Source organism: Bacteroides sedimenti (assembly GCF_040365225.1).
Lineage (GTDB): Bacteria > Bacteroidota > Bacteroidia > Bacteroidales > Bacteroidaceae > Bacteroides > Bacteroides sedimenti.
Window position 1 is genome coordinate 552,547 of the sequence record NZ_AP028055.1, and the last position, 23,961, is coordinate 576,507.

Annotated in this window: 17 protein-coding genes; 2 read left to right on the top strand and 15 right to left on the bottom strand. The window is 38.1% G+C overall.

What is annotated here, in order from left to right; translation table 11 throughout:
• Positions 1-195: 195 nt before the first annotated feature.
• Together ABWU87_RS02095 and ABWU87_RS02100 are read right to left on the bottom strand one after the other, a co-directional pair.
• The gene (locus tag ABWU87_RS02095) at positions 196-2,034 is read right to left on the bottom strand and encodes a SusD/RagB family nutrient-binding outer membrane lipoprotein (RefSeq protein WP_353332833.1); all 1,839 of its coding nucleotides are present in this window, start codon (positions 2,032-2,034) and stop codon (positions 196-198) included.
• A gap of 41 nt (positions 2,035-2,075) precedes the next feature.
• Positions 2,076-5,258, bottom strand: coding sequence for a SusC/RagA family TonB-linked outer membrane protein (locus tag ABWU87_RS02100; RefSeq protein WP_353332835.1), 3,183 nt, complete (start codon positions 5,256-5,258; stop codon positions 2,076-2,078).
• Between the two features lie 613 nt (positions 5,259-5,871).
• Here ABWU87_RS02100 and ABWU87_RS02105 point away from each other — a divergent pair.
• Together ABWU87_RS02105 and ABWU87_RS02110 are read left to right on the top strand one after the other, a co-directional pair.
• The gene (locus tag ABWU87_RS02105) at positions 5,872-6,201 is read left to right on the top strand and encodes a cupin domain-containing protein (RefSeq protein WP_353332837.1); all 330 of its coding nucleotides are present in this window, start codon (positions 5,872-5,874) and stop codon (positions 6,199-6,201) included.
• Between the two features lie 143 nt (positions 6,202-6,344).
• Positions 6,345-7,610: a nucleoside permease gene (locus ABWU87_RS02110; protein ID WP_353332839.1), complete on the top strand. Its 1,266-nt coding sequence runs from the start codon at positions 6,345-6,347 to the stop codon at positions 7,608-7,610.
• 251 nt (positions 7,611-7,861) lie between these two features.
• Here the strand turns inward: ABWU87_RS02110 and ABWU87_RS02115 are convergent, their stop codons facing one another.
• The 13 genes from ABWU87_RS02115 to ABWU87_RS02175 all read right to left on the bottom strand — a co-directional run bounded on the left by ABWU87_RS02115 (position 7,862) and on the right by ABWU87_RS02175 (position 23,805).
• On the bottom strand, positions 7,862-9,523 hold the full coding sequence (locus tag ABWU87_RS02115) for a putative transporter (protein WP_353332841.1): 1,662 nt from the start codon (positions 9,521-9,523) through the stop codon (positions 7,862-7,864).
• Positions 9,524-9,639: 116 nt separating this feature from the next.
• Entirely contained in the window at positions 9,640-10,962 is a 1,323-nt protein-coding gene (locus tag ABWU87_RS02120; RefSeq protein ID WP_353332843.1) for a hypothetical protein, read from the bottom strand.
• Between the two features lie 198 nt (positions 10,963-11,160).
• Positions 11,161-12,819: an AMP-binding protein gene (locus ABWU87_RS02125; RefSeq protein WP_353332845.1), complete on the bottom strand. Its 1,659-nt coding sequence runs from the start codon at positions 12,817-12,819 to the stop codon at positions 11,161-11,163.
• Between the two features lie 605 nt (positions 12,820-13,424).
• A complete protein-coding gene (locus ABWU87_RS02130; RefSeq protein WP_353332847.1) occupies positions 13,425-14,402 on the bottom strand; it encodes a dihydroorotate dehydrogenase-like protein in 978 nt (325 codons plus the stop codon).
• Between the two features lie 13 nt (positions 14,403-14,415).
• Positions 14,416-15,084 carry a YggS family pyridoxal phosphate-dependent enzyme gene (locus ABWU87_RS02135; protein ID WP_353332849.1) on the bottom strand — a complete coding sequence of 223 codons (669 nt, stop codon included), beginning with the start codon at positions 15,082-15,084 and terminating at the stop codon, positions 14,416-14,418.
• Between the two features lie 3 nt (positions 15,085-15,087).
• Positions 15,088-15,564: a DUF4494 domain-containing protein gene (locus tag ABWU87_RS02140; protein ID WP_353332851.1), complete on the bottom strand. Its 477-nt coding sequence runs from the start codon at positions 15,562-15,564 to the stop codon at positions 15,088-15,090.
• Between the two features lie 430 nt (positions 15,565-15,994).
• The gene (locus ABWU87_RS02145; RefSeq protein ID WP_353334396.1) at positions 15,995-18,007 is read right to left on the bottom strand and encodes a glycoside hydrolase family 97 protein; all 2,013 of its coding nucleotides are present in this window, start codon (positions 18,005-18,007) and stop codon (positions 15,995-15,997) included.
• A 258-nt stretch (positions 18,008-18,265) separates the two neighbouring features.
• Positions 18,266-19,438, bottom strand: coding sequence for a metallophosphoesterase (locus ABWU87_RS02150; RefSeq protein ID WP_353332853.1), 1,173 nt, complete (start codon positions 19,436-19,438; stop codon positions 18,266-18,268).
• A gap of 79 nt (positions 19,439-19,517) precedes the next feature.
• Positions 19,518-20,123, bottom strand: coding sequence for a hypothetical protein (locus ABWU87_RS02155; RefSeq protein WP_353332855.1), 606 nt, complete (start codon positions 20,121-20,123; stop codon positions 19,518-19,520).
• 8 nt (positions 20,124-20,131) lie between these two features.
• On the bottom strand, positions 20,132-20,635 hold the full coding sequence (locus ABWU87_RS02160) for an RNA polymerase sigma factor (RefSeq protein ID WP_353332857.1): 504 nt from the start codon (positions 20,633-20,635) through the stop codon (positions 20,132-20,134).
• Between the two features lie 205 nt (positions 20,636-20,840).
• Positions 20,841-21,725: a vitamin B12 dependent-methionine synthase activation domain-containing protein gene (locus tag ABWU87_RS02165; RefSeq protein ID WP_353332859.1), complete on the bottom strand. Its 885-nt coding sequence runs from the start codon at positions 21,723-21,725 to the stop codon at positions 20,841-20,843.
• Positions 21,726-21,728: 3 nt separating this feature from the next.
• The gene (locus ABWU87_RS02170; protein ID WP_353332861.1) at positions 21,729-23,066 is read right to left on the bottom strand and encodes a dihydroorotase; all 1,338 of its coding nucleotides are present in this window, start codon (positions 23,064-23,066) and stop codon (positions 21,729-21,731) included.
• Positions 23,047-23,805 (bottom strand): polyprenol monophosphomannose synthase, encoded by a 759-nt coding sequence (locus tag ABWU87_RS02175; RefSeq protein WP_353332863.1) that lies wholly within the window; start codon positions 23,803-23,805, stop codon positions 23,047-23,049. The genes ABWU87_RS02170 and ABWU87_RS02175 overlap by 20 nt, the downstream gene beginning before the upstream one ends.
• Positions 23,806-23,961 lie beyond the last annotated feature (156 nt).

Consider the following 23,961-nt stretch of genomic DNA (forward strand, 5'->3'; position numbering starts at 1 on the left):
TTGGTATATAAAAACGGCAACAAATATACAAAAAAACGCTTAGCGTTGGTCTATATAATGAACTATTTGGCTTAAGCGATATTGATTAATGAAATTGATATCAGATTTAAGATTTCAACGTGATATTTTTTAAATAAATAAGAGGAAACCAATCTGGCCTCCTCTTATTTATCATTTAATCTTTTAGTAAGACTATTAATCAGCTGTATCCCACCAAACCGGTAAAGAATTGACGGTTGGTAATGTTGCTTCCGGATTTGATTTTTTTAAATTATCAATGTTATAATTCACCTCATGTGTACATTGTTGAAATCTGCGGATCCAATAACGTTCGTTATTCGGATCAGAATTATCAGTGAAGTGTGTTGCACTCTCGCTATCAAATTCATATGGTCTCTTGAAATCTGGATATACCACGCCAAAATCTTTAATATTCCCTGCACTATAATTGAAACGACGCATATCATTCCAGTTTTGAAGTGAATAAGAGCATGCAATATACTTCTGCTGCATAATTTTTGCCATTGTCAGCTGTGCAGTTGTTTGGGCAACAGCAGCACTAGCAAGAAAATCATTTATAGCTGCCGCAGGAATTATTTGTTTTCCAAATTGAGTTTGATCGTATGTTGAAAGCTTTTCATTCATTAGTTCCATGTGTGCGCGGATTCCAGCTTTGTATGCTGTTAATGCACCCGCTTTATCACCTTTACGGAATAATACTTCAGCCTTGATAAAGCAAAGTTCAGGATAGCAGAGTAGGTGTCCCGGTGCATCAGCTCTAGTATAAAAAGTACCAGTAGATATAATCTGATTTGTCTTTCCATTATAATTTGCTGCTATATATCTATCATCAGTGCCCCCATTTACTAGCCAGCTCAAACATTCCGAATAAATTGGAACATAGATTGAATCACCTAGTCTTGCTGTAACTTTAGAACTTGTATACCATATATCCATATTAATAGGTTTGCCGTCTTTATCATAGAATTTACCTCCGTACATATCCTGAGATCTGCTATAAATGTTATATGCAATAGGTCCGCTATTTTTACGAATATCACTGTTAAACATATCTACGCCTTTCGTTCTGATATATTTCAGCGTTCCGTTAATACGGAATTGAGCACTTGGAACAAGGAGGTCTGTACGAGGATCTTCTACGCCACTGCCACCTGTGAAGGTATTTGTCAATAAGTCGAGATACCATTTCGTGATGCGTGAAGTTGTGCTCGATAAATTTTGATGTTGTAATGCTCTTAGTGCAGCTTGCTTCGTGTCGCTACTATTGATATATCTCATAACAGTATTGTCTGAATTCGATTGCCCTGCTTTCTCTAAGGCCGCTAATACAGCATCCGGATTATATCCTTTTTTCTTTGACAAATTATTCAACCAGCGTGCTTTCAGTCCATAAGCAAGTTTTATCCATTTATTAACATCTCCACCATTCCACACATCTCCTTTGGAGAGAGGGGTAGCAGTTACAGGTTGAGACATTTCAAAATATTTAATTGCCTCATCCAACGTTTGGAGACATCCGTTAAAGATAGTCTCTCCATCATCGTATTTAGGAGTTATTTTATCTGTCAAAGCTTCCTTATATGGCATTTCACCATAAACATCAACCATTGTCATAAATCCCCACGCATGAATTAATTTTGCAGCACCAATATAATGCCAAGCTTCCTCTTTTGTCGCCTTATCAATCAGTGGTTCAAGATTGGCTGCTGTATAAATAAACCATGCCTGATATGGCCAGGTTGTAGTTCCAATTACCGGAGCCCACTTGATATTTTTATCATTTGTTGTTGTTCCGTAAGTTTTAGTAATATTGCCTGTAAACCAACAACCACGAGTACCTGAAGATTCATATGCATCTGAAAAATTTGTCTGGATTATCATTAATCTTTGGTCCGGCGTTGGAACTGTACTATTAGGCGTATTTGGATTGTCATTTATATCCAGATAATCGCTGCATGCGTTTAAGCTAAACATAAATAGAATGCTTAAACTGAAATATATTAGTTTTTTCATATTTACAATTACTTTATAAGTTTAAAAATTGATACCCACTTTTAGAATGTGATATTAATTCCGAATGACATCCCTGCAGTTGCTGGAACTCCACAATAGTCAATGCCGACAGAACTAGATCCTGTTACACCTGCTCCTGCAGCACTAGTTTCAGGGTCCATCCCCTTGTAATTTGTCCACAATAAAAGATTGGTGCCTGTTACTGTTGCAGAAAGATCTTTTATCAACTTTGTTTTTTTCAACATGCTACTTGGAAAAGCATACGAAAGAGATACAGAACGCAAGCGTAGCCAGTTGGTCTTTGTCATGAAGTTAGCAGATTCATAAGAGTAATAGGTCTCCCAATATTGTTGTATCAGATTCTTATCTGTGATAGTATAGGTTTTCTTTTCGAATTCTCCTGTAGTTGGGTTCTTTGCAACTCCTGTTGTAGTAATCGATTCACGATTCATGCTTCTCTTGCTCATTCCAGTGGTAGTCATGAAATAATCTGTTCCATTGTAAATATCTCCACCAACTCGGTAGTCAAATAGAAATGAGAAATTCCAGTTTTTATATTGCAGACTATTGTTAAATCCACCTAGAAATTTAGGCTCTCGATTACCTATCTCATAAGTAGTTAGGCCATCAGATGTAGGCATTCCGTTATCCCAGTTTAGGATCATATTACCATCCTTGTCACGAGCATATTTAGATCCTGAAATAGCCATAAAATTCCCCTTATTAAACGAAGCCGCTTTTGCATTGCCTACTTGAACATCGGTTACATATAAAACCTCCAGTCCTTGTAGAAGATTGTCCACCTTGCCGCGGTTTCCAGACATATTCAATGTCATGTCCCATGTAAAGTCTTTAGTTTTAATAGGAGTGCCTGTGATCGAAAGTTCCATACCTTTGTTATTAATGTCTCCGGCATTTGTTTTCATGAAAATATATCCGGTTGTTTGACTGGTACGCGGGCTTAGTAACTGGTTATAACTCCTGTTTGAATAGTATGTATAATCAAATCCGAAGCGTCCGTTAAAGAAACGGAGTTCGAGTCCTAATTCTACTGATTTAGTAATTTCTGGTTTTAAATACGGATTTCCTTTTGTCCAAGCATTTTCAAATCCGTTAGCCCCCAAAATAGTTATGATAGGATCATCCAGATAGGTGTTTGTTACATAAGGATCTGTATCCTTACCTACTCTGGCCCATGATGCGCGTACCTTACCAAATGACAGTATATTGTTTTTGGGAATTAATTCTGTAAAGACAAAGCTACCTCCCACAGATGGATAGAAATATGATTGGTTATCTACAGGTAAAGTCGAAGTCCAGTCATTGCGTCCGGTTATAGTAGCATATAATATGTTCTTATATCCTGCACGGAATTCACCATATGCTCCAATAAGACGTTTTCTGCTATTGTATTGAGTTATCGAACGATCTGTTTGAGCTGTATTTGTTATAGAGAAGAAATTCGGGGCTACAAAATTCCAACCTAATCGCCCGTTGGACGATGTTCGTGTATCTTCTATTGTATTACCTAACAATAAGTTGAAATCGAAATCTCCGAATGCTTTTTTAAAGTTTAGCATCAGATTGGATGAGAGATACTCATATGTTCTATCATTTTCGGATAGCAAACCTTTTTGATATAAGAGCTCCACACCAGATCCTGGCTCTATCAATCTTCTGGTATTTGTCGTGTAATAGTCTGTACCGCCGGTATAGGCAATATTAAACCAATCAACAACATCCAGTTTTAAGTTTAATGTTCCGGTAAAACGTGTCGTTTTATCATTGACCTTATTCCTGTTAACGATCCAGTATGGATTATCAATATCTTCGTCAACTTGTTGCAATCCTTCAAACATACGATATTTTGAACCATCATCGTTTAACCAATGAGACATATCTTCACTCCTAGGCCATCGATACACAGAAACCATAGCCCCTGTTCCACCAGAATTGTAAAGTCCGCCACTGGTTAGAGATTTATCAGCTGATGCAACTGAGTAAGCAACATTTGCTCCTGCTGTAAGTTTGCCATATTTCTGTTCTCCATTGAAACGGAATGTGTTTTTTATATAACCTGTTTCAGGGATAATTCCATCCTGATCGTACCGTGAAGCAGAAAGATAGAAATTCCCATTCTTATTACCTCCTGAGATATTTATGTTATTATCCCACGTGCCTGAACTCTTGAAGAAATCTTCTATGTTGTTATACATCTTTTCTCCAGTTTTGAATTTTTCGCCCCATGATTGAAGGGTATATTCATCTAATCCTCCGGCAGTGTTATAATATCCTCTTTTATATTGATCTTGTTGTTCCGGATACCGGTTTACCCAATTAGTACTAAACTTGGAACTAAGATTTACCTTAACATTTCCCTCTTGTCCTTTTTTTGTAGTAATAACTACAACACCTGCAGCAGCTTTCGATCCATATAAGGCTGCAGCAGCAGGACCTTTAAGTACCGACATGCTTTCAACGTCTTCCGGGTTAATATCCATAACACGGTTGCTATATGTGGAGTTTGTACGCATTGCACCATCAAATCCGCTATTACCACCTATATCTGTAGTGTTATCATAAATCATACCATCAATAACGAATAGAGGCTGATTGTCACGTTCCAGAGAAGTACCTCCACGGATAACAATATTTGCCCCAGAACCAGCTCCGCCGCCACCTTGCGTAACGTTTACACCTGCAATTTTACCATTTAATGAATTGATTACGTTGGTGTTTTTATTTTTTAGTATTTCATCACTTTTAATATCCTGTACAGAATATCCAAGTGCTTTCTTTTCCTTTTTAATACCCATGGCTGTTACAACAACTTCATCTAATGTCTTAGTGTCTTCTGTTAAGACAATATTAATAGTAGATGAAGTGCCAACTGCAACGGAAGTAGGTTTAAATCCAATACATGTAACAACTAAAGTTGCTTTTGCTTTTACTGTTAAAGTAAATTTACCATTCACATCAGAGATTATGCCATTAGAAGTTCCCTTTTCCGAGATACTTGCTCCAATAATGGCTTCGCCTTTTGTGTCTGTTACTTGGCCCTTTACAGTTATATTCTGTAATTGTTCTTTAATGCTGTATGAAGCATTTTTCCCGTTTGTTACACTGGCTATTGCACTCAGACTTTCTCCTGTGGAGAATATTAAAGTGATAGCAAAGGCCGATAGACACCTTTTAGAAAACACTTTTAAGAATTGTTTATTCATATTATTTAGAAATTAGTTATAAAATAGAAAAAGGTTAATAATAGTTTTGAGTAATTTTGTCCATATAAAACTACATGAATGTAAATTTATTCCTGCTTCAATTTATTTTAAAGTTAATGATATTCAAATCATTAACTTTTTGCTTATTGTAAGGATGGAATGAGTGATATTCTCTTGTTTATTTGATAATCCTTCCTAATTTGTGTTTGTTTATTATAAACAATATAAAATTAAATAATATTTATCTGAGCTATTGTGGTGGTTGTTAGAAGAAATAGGGATTAAAGAATCCAAAATGAAAAGAACTATTTATTTTTTATAATTTATGATAATTACAAATATATTATAATATATTTAAAAAGAAAAACAAAAATTGAATAATATTTTATATAAGCAATCTAAAATTAACATAATATAACTATGTTATTTCGGTGAGGAGTGCATAATTCATTCATCTTACAGATTAACCTTTCAAACGATTTTAAAGTGCATTCTTTTTCAATTTCTGATATAGTAGATAAAATATTGTCTTTCTTTGTACAGATGTAACAAATGAGACAATTATTAGCTAATATTTCTTGCTAACTTTGACTCATATTAAACAAAAAAAGTTATGGAAGAACTATTTAAAAAAGGAACAATTTTGAATTTCGCAGAGTTGATAGACTATTCTGCCGGTGGAGTTGTAAGTAAACAAGTACTGAAAAATGAAGCTGGAAACATTACTCTTTTCTCTTTTGACAAAGGACAAGGGTTGAGCGAACATACTGCTCCTTTTGATGCTATGGTACAAATTTTGGAAGGAAAAGCGATTATTATGGTTGGTGGAAATCCTTTTCATACGAAGGATGGAGATACTATCATTATGCCTGCCAATATTCCTCATGCATTATTTGCAACTGAACAGTTCAAGATGTTGCTAACAATGATTAAAGGAGTCTGAGAATAGACTCTATTTTGCAACGGAGAAGTTTTCTTACAGAAAAAAAGTTTTTAAGAATCAGGAATATTGCATTTTTATCAATTTAATATTTATATTTGTCATACTATTCAAATACTATGTAAAATATAAATTTGCGTTATAAAATGAGCATTAAAAATCGTTTGATTCTTATGAACTTCCTGCAATTCTTTGTGTGGGGAGCTTGGTTAATTTCTTTGGGAGGATATATGGGGAGAAACCTTCATTTTGAAGGTGGACAAATTGGAGCAATCTTTGCAACGATGGGGATTGCTTCTCTTATAATGCCCGGTTTGATAGGGATTATAGCCGACAAGTGGATAAATGCTGAACGTTTATTGGGAATTTGCCATTTACTTGGTGCGTCTTTTTTGTTTTATGCATCAACACTGACCGGTTATGATGAAATGTATTGGGCTATGCTGCTAAACCTGATGGTGTACATGCCCACATTATCACTGGCTAATACTGTTTCATATAATGCCCTGGAGAATAATCGATTTGATATTGTGAAAGATTTCCCTCCGATTCGTGTGTGGGGAACTATCGGCTTTATCTGCGCAATGTGGGCGGTTGACTTAACCGGCTTTAAACATTCGTCAGCGCAACTATATGTGAGTTCCATTTCTGCTCTATTTCTGGGGATTTATTCTTTTACCTTGCCTAAATGTCCTCCGGCAAAAAGCGAAAACAAAACGTTGTTATCTTCTTTTGGCTTAGATGCGTTGGTACTTTTTAAAAGGAGAAAAATGGCTATCTTCTTCTTTTTCTCCATGCTTCTTGGTGCAGCCCTTCAGATTACTAATTCTTATGGGGATTTGTTTTTGAGTAGTTTCAAAGAAATACCTCAGTATGCCGATTCTTTCGGAGTAAAGCATTCTGTTATTCTACTCTCTATATCACAAATGTCTGAAACCTTATTTATTCTCGCTATTCCATTTTTCCTTCGTCGTTTTGGAATTAAACAGGTTATGTTGATTAGCATGATTGCATGGGTATTTCGCTTTGGGCTCTTTGGAGTTGGAAATCCTGGCGAAGGATTGCCTTTGCTGATTCTGTCAATGATTGTATATGGCATGGCTTTTGACTTCTTCAATATTTCAGGTTCTTTATTTGTGGAAATGGAAACAACACCACAAATCAGAGCGAGTGCTCAGGGACTATTCTTCATGATGACGAATGGATTGGGGGCTATTATGGGCGGATATGCAAGTGGAGCAGTGGTGGACTTCTTCTCAAAGTATGCAATTGTATCCGGACAATCCCAACTGATTAGTCGAGACTGGCATTCAATTTGGTTGATATTTGCGGCATATGCGCTCACAATTGCTATCTTCTTTACTTTTGCTTTTAACTATAAAAATGGCCTTAAAACAGTTAAAGAAAAATAGTATATAGAATCTTGGGCATTCATGTCCATGAATGATATTTGTATAATTGAATTAAAAAACGTGCCGGAAGAACACTTCCGGCACGTTTTTTAATGTATTTTATGTAAGATTCAATGTATGTGATTGCAGAAGTTTAAGACATATTGTGACTAAGCATTATAAATAAGTTAACAGGATAAATTCAATACATAAGATCTATTTAGTAGTCTTCGGCTAGTAGATGCGGTTCGGTTTTAATTAGTGTTGGATCTTTATAAGAAAAACATCAGAATAACCTGAGCGATAATTACCCGCAAGAACATGCTTAGCGGATAAACGGTAGCGTACGAAACGGAAGGATTGTCTCCTTCGACCGTGTCGTTTACATAATTCAATGCCATTGGGTTGGCCATGGTGCCACAAAGCATACCCGATACTGTGCCAAAATCTATTTTCATAACCCTCAATGCAATCAAACCGGTAATAACTACAGGTATAAAAGTAATGATAAAGCCCAAGCCAATCCAAAGTGCACCTTCAGGACGAACAACGGTTTCAAAGAAATGGCTACCTGCATCCAGCCCCAGACATGCCAGATACATGGATAAACCTAATCCCCTAAGCATCAGATTGGCACTTAAAGTGGTATAGGTAATCATGTGCAAACGTGGACCGAATGTTCCAATTAATATGCCGACTATAATAGGACCACCTGCCAAACCGAGTTTAACAGGAGCACTGATTCCAGGAATTGAAAGAGGAATTGCTCCTAAAGCCAATCCCAGAATAATGCCAATAAATACAGCAACCAGGTTTGGCTCTTTCAGACTTTTAACAGCATTTCCAAGTACTTTTTCTACATTTTGTATAGCAGCAGCTTCACCAACCACAGTCAAACGGTCGCCCATTTGGAGGATAAGTTCCGGTGTGGCAAGCAATTGTACACCAGCTCTATGCACCCTGCTTATGTTAATGCCATAATTATTTCTCAGACGGAGTGAACCAAGCTTTTTGCCATTTATTTCAGGACGGGTCACAACAATGCGTTGAGACACCAGTTGGCTGTCGATTGCATTCCAGTCGATATCCTCTTTATTCCAGTCTTTCTTTTCTTGCTCTCCGAAAAGCATGGTAAGCGCTTCCACATCCTTTTCAGAAGTGACAACCAACAGGTGGTCACCCTTAGCCAAGACTTTTTCTGAGGTTGGAATGCTTACCTTTCCGTCTCTCCAAAGGCGCGAGATAACAAACTTCATGTTAGTAAAGTGAGCGATATCTTTTATGCTTTTTCCAAATATTCCAGGGTTGAATACTTGAAATTCTGCAATGTAAGTTTTGTTGCCGCTTTCCTTATCTTGAACGGAAAGTTCTTCTTTCCTCACAAACAACTTCCGTATAATCAAAACGGCCAATATAACTCCAAGTACCCCTAAAGGATAAGTAACAGCACAGCTTAATGCAGGTGAACTTGATGGATGCCCCATTTGTTGTAATGTTTGCTGGGCTGCACCAAGGGCGGGAGTGTTGGTAGTTGCTCCGCAAAGAATACCTACCATATCGGGTAATGACACGCCGGTGGTGAGGTGGAAAATCACTGTGATGATGGTTCCAAGGGCTATTAACAGAAGAGAAAGCATGTTTAGCTGCATGCCTCCTCTGCGAAAAGAGCTGAAAAAACCCGGCCCAACCTGTAGCCCTAATGAGTACACAAATATAACCAATCCAAAGCTTTCGGCATAGTTAAGCATCTGAGGATCGATTGAGAGTCCGAGATGGCCTGCCATAATTCCGGCAAAAAAGACAAAGGTTACTCCAAGCGAGATTCCCATAATGTGAATCTTTCCAAGCCCGAGTCCGATAGCTGAAATCAGAGATAATATTATAACTGCCTGAAGTGCAGAGTGAGTCAGAAATAATGTATTAAGCCATTCCATGCTTATGATTCTTTTGTTGTTTTTTATCGGGGTGCAAAGGTAGCAACTATTTTATGAATAGCTGATTTATATTGATAAAATATACATAATATTTTGACTCATCCTCTTTCTGGCAATTAAAAAAGTATAATCCCCAGCTCTGCTATAGGCTTCTTTTCGTAGGTGCCACCTCCACTGTAACGATTTGTTTGATTGTAACCTCCTGATGCGAAGATTCCGAAATTATTTGTCATTTGATATTCCACATTCAGTCGTGCCTGAAGGGAATACATTCTGGCCGGGATATTGTCTGTCCCTTTATTATCGAATGTTTCAATATGTTGAAAACCAATATCTCCGCTTACTGACCAGTTGCGTGCAAATTCCTTTCTAAGCCCAGTACGGTAGAATGTTGATGCAGAGAATTTCTTTCCCGATTCAAGGCAATATGTTCCCATTCCCAGCATGGTGTAGAAAAGTTCGTTCCTGAAGCGAACTGCTAAATTTCCTTTAGTTGTGTTTCCTCCAAATATCATTAACTGATAGCGAGTCGAAGGGTTAAGATTTACAAGGCCAAACTTTGCTTTTGCAGATGAACGACTATAGTTAACTAGTCCCACCTGCACACCGTTGGTTACATCGTCAGCAATATTTAATATTGATATTTGACTTCCATTCAACTTTTTAGCAATATTACTGATCCCTGCAACTTGTAGCCCGTTGGCATTTACTGAAATATTTCCCAATGCTGATAATTGAAGCCCGTTTGTCTGTTTGCCGGAAATATTAGCTAATGAGGCAATCTGTATGCCGTTTACATTTTTGCCACATACATTTATCAACCCTCCGGCAGCAATTCCACTGAGATTTTCTCCGATGATGTTTCCAATACCTGCAACTTTCACACCTCTGGAACTTGAACCGCCTCCAATGTTCAGCAAACCCGCAATTTCAATGCTCGAAGAATTACTTCCGGTAATATTCATCAGTCCGGATAATAGCACGCCGCGGCAGTTATCTCCTGTAATGTTCATTAATCCGCTGATTCCTGCTCCCTGAAGATTATCACCAATTACATTGGCAATTCCTGCTCCGATTATTCCTGAAGCATTGTTTCCATTTATGTTGCATAATCCGGAAAGTTGTACTCCTCTCACACTGCCTCCTACAACATTAGATAGCCCCGATATCTGGATGCCATTAACATCTTTTGCAGCAACCGAAGAGATTGCATTAACACCGATTCCATTAAGTCTATTTAAACGCGAAGTAACTCCCAGATTAAGATAGGTTGTTTGAAGTGAATCGTAAGGTTGGGTAGAAATGTTTTTCCAGAGAGAAAGATTAATTCCTCCTGATTTATTTTGTGCTTTGATAGTTGAGTTGCAGAAGATAAACGATAATGCAACCGCTATAACAAATAATATAGTAAACCTCATTTGTGAATATTCTCTTTTCATATCGATATAATTTTACATATTTTATGCAATAATACATAATAATTCCGAGAATGCCTTATTTACAATTGATTTATTACTTTTGAATTATAGAAAAGAGTTATTTATACGGATCTTGCATAATACAAAATATAAAGGTGTACACTCAAGTTTGAAAAGTGCACACCTTTATAGTGAAAGATTATATCTTATAAATTTACATTATCCTTTTGCTTCCTGATAAAGGAATCGTTTGATGCTCTTTTTAGGAGTTTTTTCAAACTCTTCAGGATAGATTTTCATTTTAGCAATCTGGCTGTATGCCGGAAGCAAGGTGTTTAGTTCAATTCGATTTTCTTCCATCACTTTCTCAATATCGTCATTGGTGAGTCCATGAGCAAATGCATCGTCGAAATCCGGATAAACCAATCCTACCAGTTTATCGTTTTGCTGAACAATAATTGATTCTGCCACATAAGGAAGGTTGTTGAGCATATCCTCAATTTCTTCCGGATAAATATTTTGTCCGGATGCTCCCAGAAGCATATTCTTGCTCCGACCTTTTATGGTTAAGTTTCCTTCTGCATCAATTACTCCCAGGTCACCTGTATGGAGCCAGCCATCCTTGTCAATAGTCTGTTTTGTAGCCTCTTCATTCTTATAGTACCCCAACATAACGTTGTCGCCCTTGCAGACAATTTCACCAACCACATTTTCAGGATCTGGAGAGAGAACTTTGATTTCCATGCGTGGTGCTACCTTTCCGCAAGAACCCATTTTGAATTGCTTCCAGTCCTCATAACAAATAATTGGTCCGCATTCAGTCATTCCATAACCAACGGTATAAGGGAATTCTATCATTTTCAGGAATTGCTCAATCTCTTTGTTAAAGGCTGCACCACCGATAATCATTTCGGAGAAATTTCCACCAAAAGCATTGATCATCTGTTCGCGTACAGTTGCTTTAATCTTATCGTTGATAATAGGAAGCTTCATCAATATCTTCATTGTTGGAGTTTCCAGTTTGGGAAGGATATTCTTTTTAATGATCTTTTCAATAATCAAAGGAACGGCAATAACCAGATTTGGTTTAACTTCCGCGAATGCCTGGAAAATGATTTTTGGACTTGGCATTCTTGTCAGGAAGTATATATGGCATCCTTGGGTGAATTCATACAAAAATTCAAAAGCAAGGCCATACATGTGTGCCATCGGAAGAATAGACACAATTTTGTCGCCAGGGTTCAGAGTGAGTACTTCTTGGGCAAAACGGGTGTTCGACCACAAACTTCGATAAGGCAGCATTACACCTTTAGAATAACTCGTTGTTCCCGAGGTATAATTGATAACTGCAAGTTCTTCGGGTTTATCTTTGTGATATGAAACGTGTTCCGTACGGAAATTCTTTGGATATTTCTGGCCAAACATTTCATTCAGATGTTCGCGGGCATGCGTTAGTTTCTCTGAACGGGAAACAGGAACCGAGAAATCGTTCATTAGTACGATGCCTTCCAGAAGTGGCATTGCCGCTTCATTTAGATTTTCCCAAACCACATCACCAACAAAAAGAAGTCTGGCTTCTGAATGGTTCACAATGTTGTGTACATTGTCCGCTTTAAATTCGTGAAGGATAGGAACCACTACGGCTCCGTAAGTTATTACTGAAAGGAAAGTAACACCCCAAAATGAACTGTTTCTACCGCATATTGCAATTTTATCGCCTTTTTTTATGCCACTTTCCTCTAAAATGATATGTAACTTTTCAATTTTTCGGGCTACATCTTTGTACTGAAGTGTTGCACCATTATAGTCTGTCAGGGCATCTAAATCCCAATTTTTTTTAATACTATTTTCAATGTACGCTATAAAACTTTGTTCCATTTTTATTGCACAGTTTTTTTTATTTTGTGCAAATATATAAGTTTCTCTTTGCTTTGCAAATTAAAAAGATAAAAAAGTGATATGATGAGGTTCATACAATCCTATTGTTTATATAATAGAAAGATTGGTTTTAAATAATTATATCGCTGTTATACCGATAAATCATTTATAAAAGCTTTTCTCAATCTTTGCCATATTGAATTGTTAGGGCTTTGTTTTTCTTTCCTATTATATTTCTATGTTTTTTACCCTCTATCCGGGTGTACTTGTCTTCTACACCCGGGTGTACCGATGCCTTCCACCCGGGTGTACAGGAGGCGTACACCCGGATGGAGCGCAAGAATTATAATGATGAATTAAGAAATTCAAGCCAATGAAATAAAATAGAATGCTCATATAAAGGTGATATCAGCATTTTGATATAAAAAATCGATCTGCTTGATGTTGGTATAATGCTGCGTGACTTCTTTTAAGTCACGCGCTTTTTTTAACGAAAGTCACGCACTCGCAAATTGTTGAATAATAGCTTGTTATTTACTTTCTGCGTGACTTGCGCGACTTGCGTGACTTCTTAAAACAAATTATATGGGGGAATGAGATAAATGTTATTCTCTTTCGCTGAAATAACGAAGAAATTGAGTTCGTTCATAAGCATTTGCCTGGTTTATATCTTTGGCTTTCAATAAACCTTTAAACTGGGAAATACTTTCGTAGCCTTTCTGGCTCATCCATCTTTCAATGGTTTCAAGCATCGGACGAATATATTGAACTCCATTCTTGTAAATAACACTGCAAATCTCTACTGCAGATGCCCCTGTGAGAATAGATTTTATTGCGGAATCGGCATTGTGTACACCTCCTGAAGCAGCATAATCAATATTGCTGATTATAGCTGAAGAGAGACTTATCCAACGTAAAGAAATCGGGAGATCGGACGGAGAACTTAGAATCTCTCCGGAAACATATTCCAGCTTATCAATATCGATATCAGTTTGGTACAAACGGTTGAATAAAACAACTCCCTCAGCACCATGTAAGCGTAGTTTATTTATCAGAGCTACCGGGTTGGTAAGATTAGTTCCTAACTTCATAATAATTGGAATCTGCACCCGTTCTTTGACTTTTCTTAATATTTCAATATGCTGATTTTCAAATTCTCCGCATTCATAATAAGGTGATGCCTGAATGCTCAGGATGTTAAGTTCAATGGCATCTGCTCCGGCAGATTCAATTTTATGCGCAAACTCCACCCAATCTTTGTTTGTACAACAGTTAATACTGGCAATGATTGGAATGGAGCAATGTTTCTTACTTTCCTGTATCAGCTTCAGGTAATCGGATAATACCTGTGCGTATAGGTGTTCAGTCAGATAATTTCCACCTTCCGGATAGTAAATTGGTTCATTAACCTGTTTTGCTTTTTGCATTATTTGCTCTTCGAAGAGTGATTTCAATACAACTGCACCTGCTCCGGCCTCTTCTAGTCTTTTGTTTTTTTCGGCACTGCTTGTTAGCCCCGAACTGCTGATAATGATGGGATTTTTTAACTTCAATCCCGCAAATTCCGTTTTTAAATCCACCATAATATATTGCGCGTTAGTAATTTCTTTCTCCGAAAATCTTACTTCCTACGCGAACAAGTGTGCTTCCCTGGGCTATAGCCAGTGGAAAGTCATGAGACATGCCCATTGATAATTCTTTAAAATTCGATTCCTGGGCGAAGAATGTTTGCTTGATCTCTGTAAAGAAGTTATTTAAGGAACAAAATTCCGCCTCAATTTGTTTCTGAGAATCAGTGTTTGTTGCCATTCCCATTAATCCGACGATGGATATATTTTTTAGCTCTTTCCAGTTGTTATTGGATAAAAGATCCCTGCACTCATCAAAGCTTAATCCAAATTTGGTATCCTCCTGCGCAATATAAATCTGCAGCAGGCAGGGAATTACCCGACCTGCTTTTTTTGCCTGCTTATCCACTTCACACAGCAGTTTATAGCTGTCAATGCCATGAATCATTGATACATACGGAGTCATGTACTTCACCTTATTGGTTTGCAAGTGGCCAATAAAGTGCCATTCAATATCTTTAGGCAGAGATTCGTATTTCTCTGTCATCTCCTGCACTTTACTTTCTCCGAATATCCGTTGCCCGGCCTCATAGGCTTCCATGATTGATTCATTGGGATTGAACTTGGAGACTGCAACCAATCTAACTCTTGCGGGGAGTTGCGAAAGTATTTCCAGTAAATTGCTTTTAATGCTCATTTTTTATTGATTTTGTCCGGCTTGGGGGAATTCTGGTTTTACATCAGGTTCGGCAGAGTAGGGGAATACATCCATAATGGCTGTTTCTGTTACCGATGCAATGATGTAATCGGCCATGGTTCCTTTCATTCCTTCATCGAGGTTTCTTACAGCTTCGCGCAAGTCTCCTGCTTGCACCAGCACCTGAGTTGAGACTTTCTTTTCGGCACCACTCTTTTCATCGAGAGAAACGAACTGAAGTTTGCATTTAAACCAGCGATCACCGGTTTCATCCTCAAATAGCTCGCTGTAGTTGGCGCGTTTGATATCGGAAACAGTAAATTCTCCCGAAATAAATGGTGTAATTTCTTCTATAATACGAGCCTCAGCTTCAGTAAAACTGAGTGCATCAACCAAATAAGGTTCTGTTACTTTCTTATTCATCCCGTTTTCCATTACTTTATCGTAACGGATTTTGCATTCAAACCAAGTGTGCATCATATTGGTATCTTATTTTATAAATCGTTATTAATTTTATGAAACAATCATTTACCGGATTATATACATATTCCTATTTACTAAATCGCCCCGTCTATCTATAATCGAAGAGCAAAGATACCGTTTTTTATTTGTTTGCAGTAAGGTACGGAAATATTAATTTCAGATTTCCTTAATCAACTAATTTGGATGTCTTTTTATCAGGAAGTTGTTTTGATTGAATCTGTAAATGGATAAAATGTTATTTATCTGTTAAGTAGTGAAATATATATCTGACTGAAAAAAATAATCGCCGGATGCCCTTATGAGAGGCAACGGCGATTATTAACGACTGTATAAAAGAGACTTTTGAGGTTTTATCTAATAAACAACTTTCTTAGTCTTGCTTTTCTAAACGATCTTTATCTTTAATAATAGTTGAACTCGCTTCCGATTATTCACTTTGTTTTTCCAACTTTACAGCAAAGCCCCCGCCTGGCGCCAGATGAATGGACTTACTGGAATCAGCCGTAACCAATACCTCTTCTTTTTTATAATCTCTGCCGGCACGATGTGCATTCATTCCGTCCTTGAAGATGGTTGCTTTGTATGTTCCTTTTCCTAAGAATGAGAAATCAAGTGTGATATCACGAGCAGTCCAATCCGTTACTCCGCCAATATACCATTTTTCTCCCGCCCGGCGGAGAGTAACAATATATTCACCCATTTTGCCGTCAAGTACTTTTGTTTCATCCCACACAGTAGGAACTGTAGCTATAAAATCAAGATTCTCTTTCTCACGCATGTAGTTTGAAGGATTGTCGCACAACATGTTGAATGGTGATTCGAGTACCACATACAAAGCCAGCTGATGGCAGCGGGTTCCCTGACTCATCGGTTCCGAATTGATAGGAGCATAGCATCCTTTTGCTGCATTTTTCATAGCTCCCTGGGTGTAATCCATTGGTCCGGCTGCCATTCGAATAAATGGGATAGTTACATCGTACTTTACCATGTCGGTTGTTGCAGGCGACCACTTTAACTGCTCTAATCCGAATACTCCTTCGCAGTTTAGCACGTTGGGGAAGGTGCGGTTAATTCCGGCAGGCTTGTACATGCCATGTAGATCTAAAATCAGGTGATATTTAGCGCAGGTTGCAGCAGCACGATAGTTAAATTCTACCATCTCCTGGTCATCGCGGTCCATAAAGTCAACCTTGAATCCCTTTACCCCTAGCTGGGAATAGTATTTGCATACATTTTCCATATCGCGATTAAAAGCATGATAACCTGCCCACAGGATAATGCCTACATTCTTTTTAGCTCCGTAATCAACCAGTTCTTTAATGTTGATTTCAGGAATCACCTGCATCAGGTCGCTTTTAAGATTCACCGCCCAGCCTTCATCCAGGATAACATATTCCAACCCGTTGGCAGCTGCAAAATCTATATAATATTTATAGGTGGCATTGTTAATTCCTGCTTCGAAGTCCACTCCATATATATTCCAGTCGTTCCACCAGTCCCAGGCAACTTTGCCGGGCTTCACCCATGAATAATCAGTCACTCTCGAAGGAGATGCAAGCTTATACGTCATATCGCTTTGAGCAAGTTGTTTATCTTCTGAAGCGATGATGGCAACCCTCCAGGGAAATTCGCGTGCACCATTTACTTTTGCAATATAATCCTCCCGTTCCTTGACACGCAACTGCAGCATGTTATGTCCTCCTTGTTCGGAGCGTTTAGGATAAGGAGCCAAGATTCCTACCAATGAATTTTGATTATTAATGCTATTCAGATAAAGCCCCGGATAACTCTCCAGATCGGCCTCGGTAATACATACTTTCACTCCATTTTTAGCTTGTACAACAAGGGGTAAGAATGCAATTCTATTACTGTCTAATTTCGATAAATTATCAGTTGTATAGGTGTTTTCAAATGAATTGGCAAACTGCATCTCCTTGCTCTTGATATCTTTGGTTCTCCCTATATTTACAAATGGAACAGTTGCTGGAAAATCGTCCGTAAAGTTGTATTTCACTTCTTCATTCCGGATAGTGAATGCTTCTTTTCTGTAGTTGATAAAGCGGTAAGCCACTCCGTCATTATATACTCTGAATTTTAGTCCCCATCCTTTTTTAAAGTTCAGGATTAATTCATTACAGTTATCTTTTATCTGCTTTTGTTTGTAAAAAGGCGACACGATTGTTTGGTTGATAGTTTGCCGTGTCTCTTTTTCCAGACGGACATTTTTTCCCCACATCTCACCGGAGCTCAATGTCATTGAAATAGGGGATGCGTCAATGATTGTCTGATCATATCCTTTAACTGTATAAGTTATTTTGTCTCCTAGAGAAATCGTTGTCTTTATCTTACCGTCGGGAGATGAGACGGTCAGTAGTTTTTGCGCAAAACCTATTTGTGTAAACAGGCAACAGATTACAATTAATAAGGTTCCTTTTTTCATCATTGTATTTATTTAGGTTTGTAGATTCATATTAAAGAGCGTCGGCTCGGAAAGATAACATCAGAAGTTCTGTGTTATTGTATATATTCCCAATCATAATGTTGCGAAAATAATATATTTCGGCCATCGGTCCTTTATTGTATACAACAATTATCTTTTTTCCAAAATAGACAATTGCGGTAGCTGGAAGAAATATAAAAACCTACAATAGTAGGTTGCATAATTTGTTTTTCATAGTATAATTTGATAATTAGATTTTTATTGTGTTTTTAGTGTTATTACGGTTATCTCGGGCCAGGCTCCAAATCTGAATGGGATACCAATATATCCCAATCCCATATTTACATATAACGCCCTTCCTTTATTTGTATACAGACCTTTCCATTGAGGACTGAAAAGTGCAGCCAGCGAATGATTCCCAAATGCAAGCTGCATGCCGTGGGTATGTCCCGAGAGCATTAACGCGACATCGCTTTCGGGTAGTACCTTCTTTTTCCAATGCGAAGGGTTGTGGCTCAGTAACAACTTGAACGGTATATCTTCAGCCCCTTTAATAGCTTTTTCCAAATCGCCATTTCCGGTAAACGGTGGCATTCCCCAGTTCTCGACACCTATTAGTGCAATGCTATCTCCGTCGCGATGAATAATATGGTGTCCATTGTTCAGCATGTTCCATCCCATTTCAACTTCCTTTTGTTTAAGTGTTGTGAGATTGTCAGCTTGTTCTTGTGGGTTTTTCCATTTGTAGTAAGGCCCATAATCATGATTACCAAGTATAGAATATACTCCGTCTTTTGCCTTGAGCTGACACAGAATCTTTTCAAAACCATTCAGTTCCGTGGCTTTATGGTTAATTAAATCTCCTGTAAAAACTATCAGATCAGGATGTTGGGCATTGGCCAGATCTACAGCTTGTTGTAATGCTGTTCCGTTACCTTGCCAGCATCCCATATGGATGTCAGATAGTTGTACAATCTTATATCCGTTAAATGACTTAGGCAATAATGAAGATTTATATGTAACCTGTTTTATCTGAAACCTTGTTTTTCCCCAAAATGCCCCATAAAGCAGTATTATTACCCAGATAACTGCTGCAACAATTCCGGCATAGGTGAAAGGAGCATATTTATGCTTTAGAAAATATCCAAACGGGAGGTCGAGAATGGATATTAGCATAAAGCTGAGTTTGGGAATGGTAAAAATGAAATAGAACATAATAAACCATTCAACCAACCGGGTTTTCTCAATAATCAGATCGTGGCTCGTGAAAAAAAAGAGAAAGATGAGTCCAACCAACAGAAAGAGTGTTGGGAGAAAATAGAGATACCTGGTAAACTGGCTGATTTGCATATTCATTATGTAGACCCTGTAGATAAACAGATCCGGAATAATGAGCAATGCGAGCAATGTGAAGAAGATTTTTTGTATCATAATTCCTATTGCGTTTTAAAGTCTTTCCTGACAGAGCAGGAAAGACTTTGATTGTTAGAGTGTTTTATGAAAAAAAGCGTTAATCTTGTTTTAATTCTCTCAACTCAGCAAGATTTCGCTTGATATTTCTTAATTTATTATAGAAAAACTTCTTAAGTATCCAGATTGCGGCAATACATCCAATAATCCATACCACTGAAAAAAGGATTATAGAAACAAGATTCAGTGTAAATAGCTGTATACATATTGCCTGTATCAGTATGGCCGACAGTACGAAAAGTGCTGCAACGTAGCATTCGATGATGAAATTGCGGTGATATGCAGTCACTTTCTTTACAACGGTGACCAGAGGCATATTTTCTATATCAATGCTTTTAAGATACATGTATCCTATTGTGTCCCAAACCAGCCCCAGGCATAGCACAGCCCATATATAAAGCCATAGGTAATACTCGTTACCTTGGTTACTCATAGTAAACAGGTAAAAGCCCAGTCCGATAACCGCAAGAAATCCCACGATAAGAGTTGTTTTTGCATAGAACAACATTTTGCTCATCGAAGTCCGCGTTTGCTTCTTTCTTTCGGCTATTAAATTACTTAATCCTTTCTCGTCAATCAGTTCCTTGTTTTTTAGTCGGTTGTCCAATAATTCCCACGACTTTTTCAATTCATCCAGTTCCATCATTCAATATATTAGTTGTGAGACATCTTTCTCATTTTTTCCTTTATCCGGCTTAGCTTTGTTGCTACATTGGTAACAGTAAGTCCGGTAATCTCTGCAATTTCCGCATAATCTTTCTTTTCCAGGTAAAGCAAGACAATAGATTTGTCTAGCGGTCCCAGATTGTTAATAAGCCTATACAGTTCTATCAGCATCTCCTTGAAGCTGTCTTCCTCTTCTGTGAACCATTCACTCTCATAAGTGAGTGGAACTATTTCTGGGATATTTTTTTCTTTGCGAATGAATGAGATACAAGTATTCAGTGTGATGCGGTAAATCCACGTGGATATTTTGCATTCATGCCGGAACTTAGGAAAAGCTCGCCAGATATTCAGCACCGATTCCTGATAAAGGTCGTGAAAAGGAGCTGATTTTGTGGTGTATAAGTAGCAGACTTTATATATGACCCGTTCGTACTCCTTGATACAAGCCGTAAATTCCTGCTCTAACTCTTTGTTCATTCTTGTGTCGTTCATTTGCAAAACTATATATATAGTCGTAAAACATTAAGGAAAATCACAACTTTAAAAGGAAACCTTATCTTTTAAAAGTCACTAATTCAAAATAAGGTGAAGGTTTTGTTTGAATAGGGTCTGTGCTAAATATTAATTTGGTGACCTATGAATATTTACTATAGGCCGGTTATTAGTTTATCATTGTGTTATGATTGAGAAGTTCTGGCTACAGATTGGCTGCCAGGAACTTTTTCATCTCAGAAATTTCAAATCCTCTTCTTCGGGTATAATCGTTCAGTTGATCTTCGCCAATTTTCCCGATTGCAAAATATCTGGAAGCCGGATGAGAGATCATAATCCCGCTGACTGAAGCATGCGGATACATAGCTCCGTTCTCGGTGAGCTGAATGCCGATCTTTCCCATATCAATAAGCTCATTCAACAGGAAGTTGATGCTTTGATCGGGTATGGAAGGATATCCCACTGCAGGACGAATGCCTTGGTATTTCACCTTAAGCATCTCTTTTATGGTTAGATTTTCCTCTTTTGCGTACCCCCAGGCTTCCTTACGGACATACTCGTGCATTTTTTCTACGGCAGCTTCTGCAAGACGGTCGGTTAGCGTTTGAGCCAGTATGTGTTTATATGGATCGTTTTCGTACATCTTTTCCATATCGGGATCTACACTTGAAGCAAATACACCCACCGTGTCTTTTCTCCCTGATGAAAGCGGACGTACAAAATCGCTTAGACATAGATAAGGTTCGTCTTCTTTCTTACGGGTTTGCTGACGAAGCAGCGGAATCACCTTGTTGCCTATAATTAGATTGTCTCCGTCGGAGTTGGAATCGAAGAGCTCGAACATGGCTTTAACCTCAAAATCCTGGTCCAGTTCGTTCAGCAACCGGTTAGCTTCTTTGAAAAGTTGCATCGCTTCAGATGCTTTAGAACGATCTTCCTCTGGAAAGCTGCTGAGCCATTGGGCACGGCAGGCGTCGCAACCGTGAATGTCAGCAATCTGCCCGAACTGAGCCCCTAGTCTCCAGGCATGAAAAAAGTAAAGCCAGTCTATGTACTCTACAAGTTCGTGTATTTTATAGTTTAATATCATTATTTATCTGAACTGCAATTCCTGTCCACGGTAATTTTTATCAATCTCTCCTTTGTTGTATACTGTATGTCCATTCACAAAGGTACGTTCCACTCTATGTTTGAAAGAAAAACCTTCCAACGGACTCCATCCGCATTTGCTCAGTATCATCTCTTTTTTCAGTGTCCATCCGGCTTCCGGATTCACCAAAACAAGGTCGGCTTGATATCCTTCACGAATATATCCCCGATTACGTATCTGGAATAGTTCTGCTGGTGCGTGACACATTTTCTGGACCACTTGTTCTTTTGTGAAAGTTTCGGGTGATGAGTGATCAAGCATGGTAGTAAGCGAGAACTGAATCATCGGCATACCTGAAACAGCCTTCAGTGCACCACCTTCTTTTTCTGATAAGAGGTGAGGAGCGTGGTCTGTTGCCACAACATCGATCAGGTTATTACTGATGCCTTTTATCAACGAATCTCTGTCTATTACGCTTTTAATTGCCGGATTGCATTTAATGCGTGTGCCAAGTTGTTCGTACAATGAATCATTGAAAACAATATGAGGCACACATGCTTCTGCAGTGATTTTTTTTCCGGCCAAAGGTCCTTTACTGAACAATCCTAGTTCTTTTGCAGTAGATATATGAAGAATATGGAGCCTGGAACCCGTTTTTTCGGCCAGCTCTACAGCAAGAGCTGAAGACGCATAACATGCTTCTTCACTTCTTATGATAGGGTGATATTTCACATCAGGATCATCTCCGTATTTCTCACGTGCAATGCGTGTGTTTTCTGCAATAATAGCTGCATCTTCGCAATGAGCAGCAATAATCAGATCGGTTTCACCAAACACCTTCAGCAGAATTTCCTTCCGGTCTACCAGCATATTCCCGGTGCTAGACCCCATGAAGAGTTTAACTCCGCAAACATGGTGTGAATCCAGTTGAGAGAGTAAATTGGTGTTCGTATTAGTTGCTCCGAAATAAAAGGAGTAATTCACCAGACTTTTTTCGGCCCCTAACTGAAATTTGATGTTTAAAGCATCCAGATCGGTAGTCTGCGGAATAGTATTGGGCATATCCATGAAAGATGTTACCCCGCCGGCAGCTGCAGCCCGGCTTTCGCTTGATATATCAGCCTTGTGTGTCAGTCCAGGGTCGCGGAAATGTACATGATCATCAATAACTCCTGGGATAAGATACTTCCCGGTGGCATCAATTACCTCGGAATAAGTATCTTCTGATACAATATCCCCTTTGATTATCTTCTCAATCTTTTCGCCCTCAATTACGACCGACCCTATGAAACTGAGTCCTTCATTAATAATTGTTGCGTTCTTAACTAATATTTTTTTCATGTTTCTTTGGGTACTTACGGAAGAAACTATCAAGTTTAAGTTGAAGAACTCCCATTACAGCCTCACCGAAAATGCCGCTATTCATTTTTGAAGTTCCCAGTTCGCGATTGATAAAGATAACAGGAACCTCAATTATATTAAAGCCCGATTTATAGGCCATAAATTTCATTTCAATCTGGAATGCATATCCTTTGAAACGGATTTTGTCCAATTCAATGGTTTCCAGTACTTCCCGACGATAACATTTAAATCCTGCAGTGGTGTCGGCAACTGGTATGCCCGTGATAAAACGAACGTACTTTGAAGCAAAGTACGACATTAGCACTCTTCCCATAGGCCAGTTCACTACATTTACTCCGCAAACATAGCGCGAACCGATTGCAACATCGGCACCAAGTGTGGTACATGCATGATAGAGACGTGGCAAATCATTAGGATTATGAGAAAAATCGGCATCCATCTCAAAAATGAAATCGTATTTTTTCTCAATAGCCCAGTGGAATCCGGTAATATATGCTGTACCAAGACCTTGTTTCCCTTCACGTTGAATCATAAACAACCGTTCAGGAAACTCAATCTGAAGACGCTTTACGATTTCGGCAGTGCCGTCAGGAGAATTGTCTTCGATTATCAGAATATGAAAGATCTTATCTAGTCCGAAAACTGCACGGATAATATTTTCTATGTTTTCCTTCTCATTGTAAGTCGGAATAATAACGATACTGTCGGAAGATTGCATATGTAGTGTATAATTAGTAAGACAAAAGTAGTTAATTTATTGTACTTGCAAAAAGAGAACCGTAGTTTTTTAGTATTTTTGCATCAAGAATAAACTCTTTTAGTATGAATTCAATCAATCAATAAGTATTTGTATCGTAATTTCTCTGATTTGATT

Coding starts and splice junctions, on each gene's coding strand:
- ABWU87_RS02095 (WP_353332833.1), bottom strand. CDS start 2,034: ATGAAAAAACTAATATATTTCAGTTTAAGCATTCTATTTATGTTTAGC.
- ABWU87_RS02100 (WP_353332835.1), bottom strand. CDS start 5,258: ATGAATAAACAATTCTTAAAAGTGTTTTCTAAAAGGTGTCTATCGGCC.
- ABWU87_RS02105 (WP_353332837.1), top strand. CDS start 5,872: ATGGAAGAACTATTTAAAAAAGGAACAATTTTGAATTTCGCAGAGTTG.
- ABWU87_RS02110 (WP_353332839.1), top strand. CDS start 6,345: ATGAGCATTAAAAATCGTTTGATTCTTATGAACTTCCTGCAATTCTTT.
- ABWU87_RS02115 (WP_353332841.1), bottom strand. CDS start 9,523: ATGGAATGGCTTAATACATTATTTCTGACTCACTCTGCACTTCAGGCA.
- ABWU87_RS02120 (WP_353332843.1), bottom strand. CDS start 10,962: ATGAAAAGAGAATATTCACAAATGAGGTTTACTATATTATTTGTTATA.
- ABWU87_RS02125 (WP_353332845.1), bottom strand. CDS start 12,819: ATGGAACAAAGTTTTATAGCGTACATTGAAAATAGTATTAAAAAAAAT.
- ABWU87_RS02130 (WP_353332847.1), bottom strand. CDS start 14,402: ATGGTGGATTTAAAAACGGAATTTGCGGGATTGAAGTTAAAAAATCCC.
- ABWU87_RS02135 (WP_353332849.1), bottom strand. CDS start 15,084: ATGAGCATTAAAAGCAATTTACTGGAAATACTTTCGCAACTCCCCGCA.
- ABWU87_RS02140 (WP_353332851.1), bottom strand. CDS start 15,564: ATGATGCACACTTGGTTTGAATGCAAAATCCGTTACGATAAAGTAATG.
- ABWU87_RS02145 (WP_353334396.1), bottom strand. CDS start 18,007: ATGAAAAAAGGAACCTTATTAATTGTAATCTGTTGCCTGTTTACACAA.
- ABWU87_RS02150 (WP_353332853.1), bottom strand. CDS start 19,438: ATGATACAAAAAATCTTCTTCACATTGCTCGCATTGCTCATTATTCCG.
- ABWU87_RS02155 (WP_353332855.1), bottom strand. CDS start 20,123: ATGATGGAACTGGATGAATTGAAAAAGTCGTGGGAATTATTGGACAAC.
- ABWU87_RS02160 (WP_353332857.1), bottom strand. CDS start 20,635: ATGAACGACACAAGAATGAACAAAGAGTTAGAGCAGGAATTTACGGCT.
- ABWU87_RS02165 (WP_353332859.1), bottom strand. CDS start 21,725: ATGATATTAAACTATAAAATACACGAACTTGTAGAGTACATAGACTGG.
- ABWU87_RS02170 (WP_353332861.1), bottom strand. CDS start 23,066: ATGAAAAAAATATTAGTTAAGAACGCAACAATTATTAATGAAGGACTC.
- ABWU87_RS02175 (WP_353332863.1), bottom strand. CDS start 23,805: ATGCAATCTTCCGACAGTATCGTTATTATTCCGACTTACAATGAGAAG.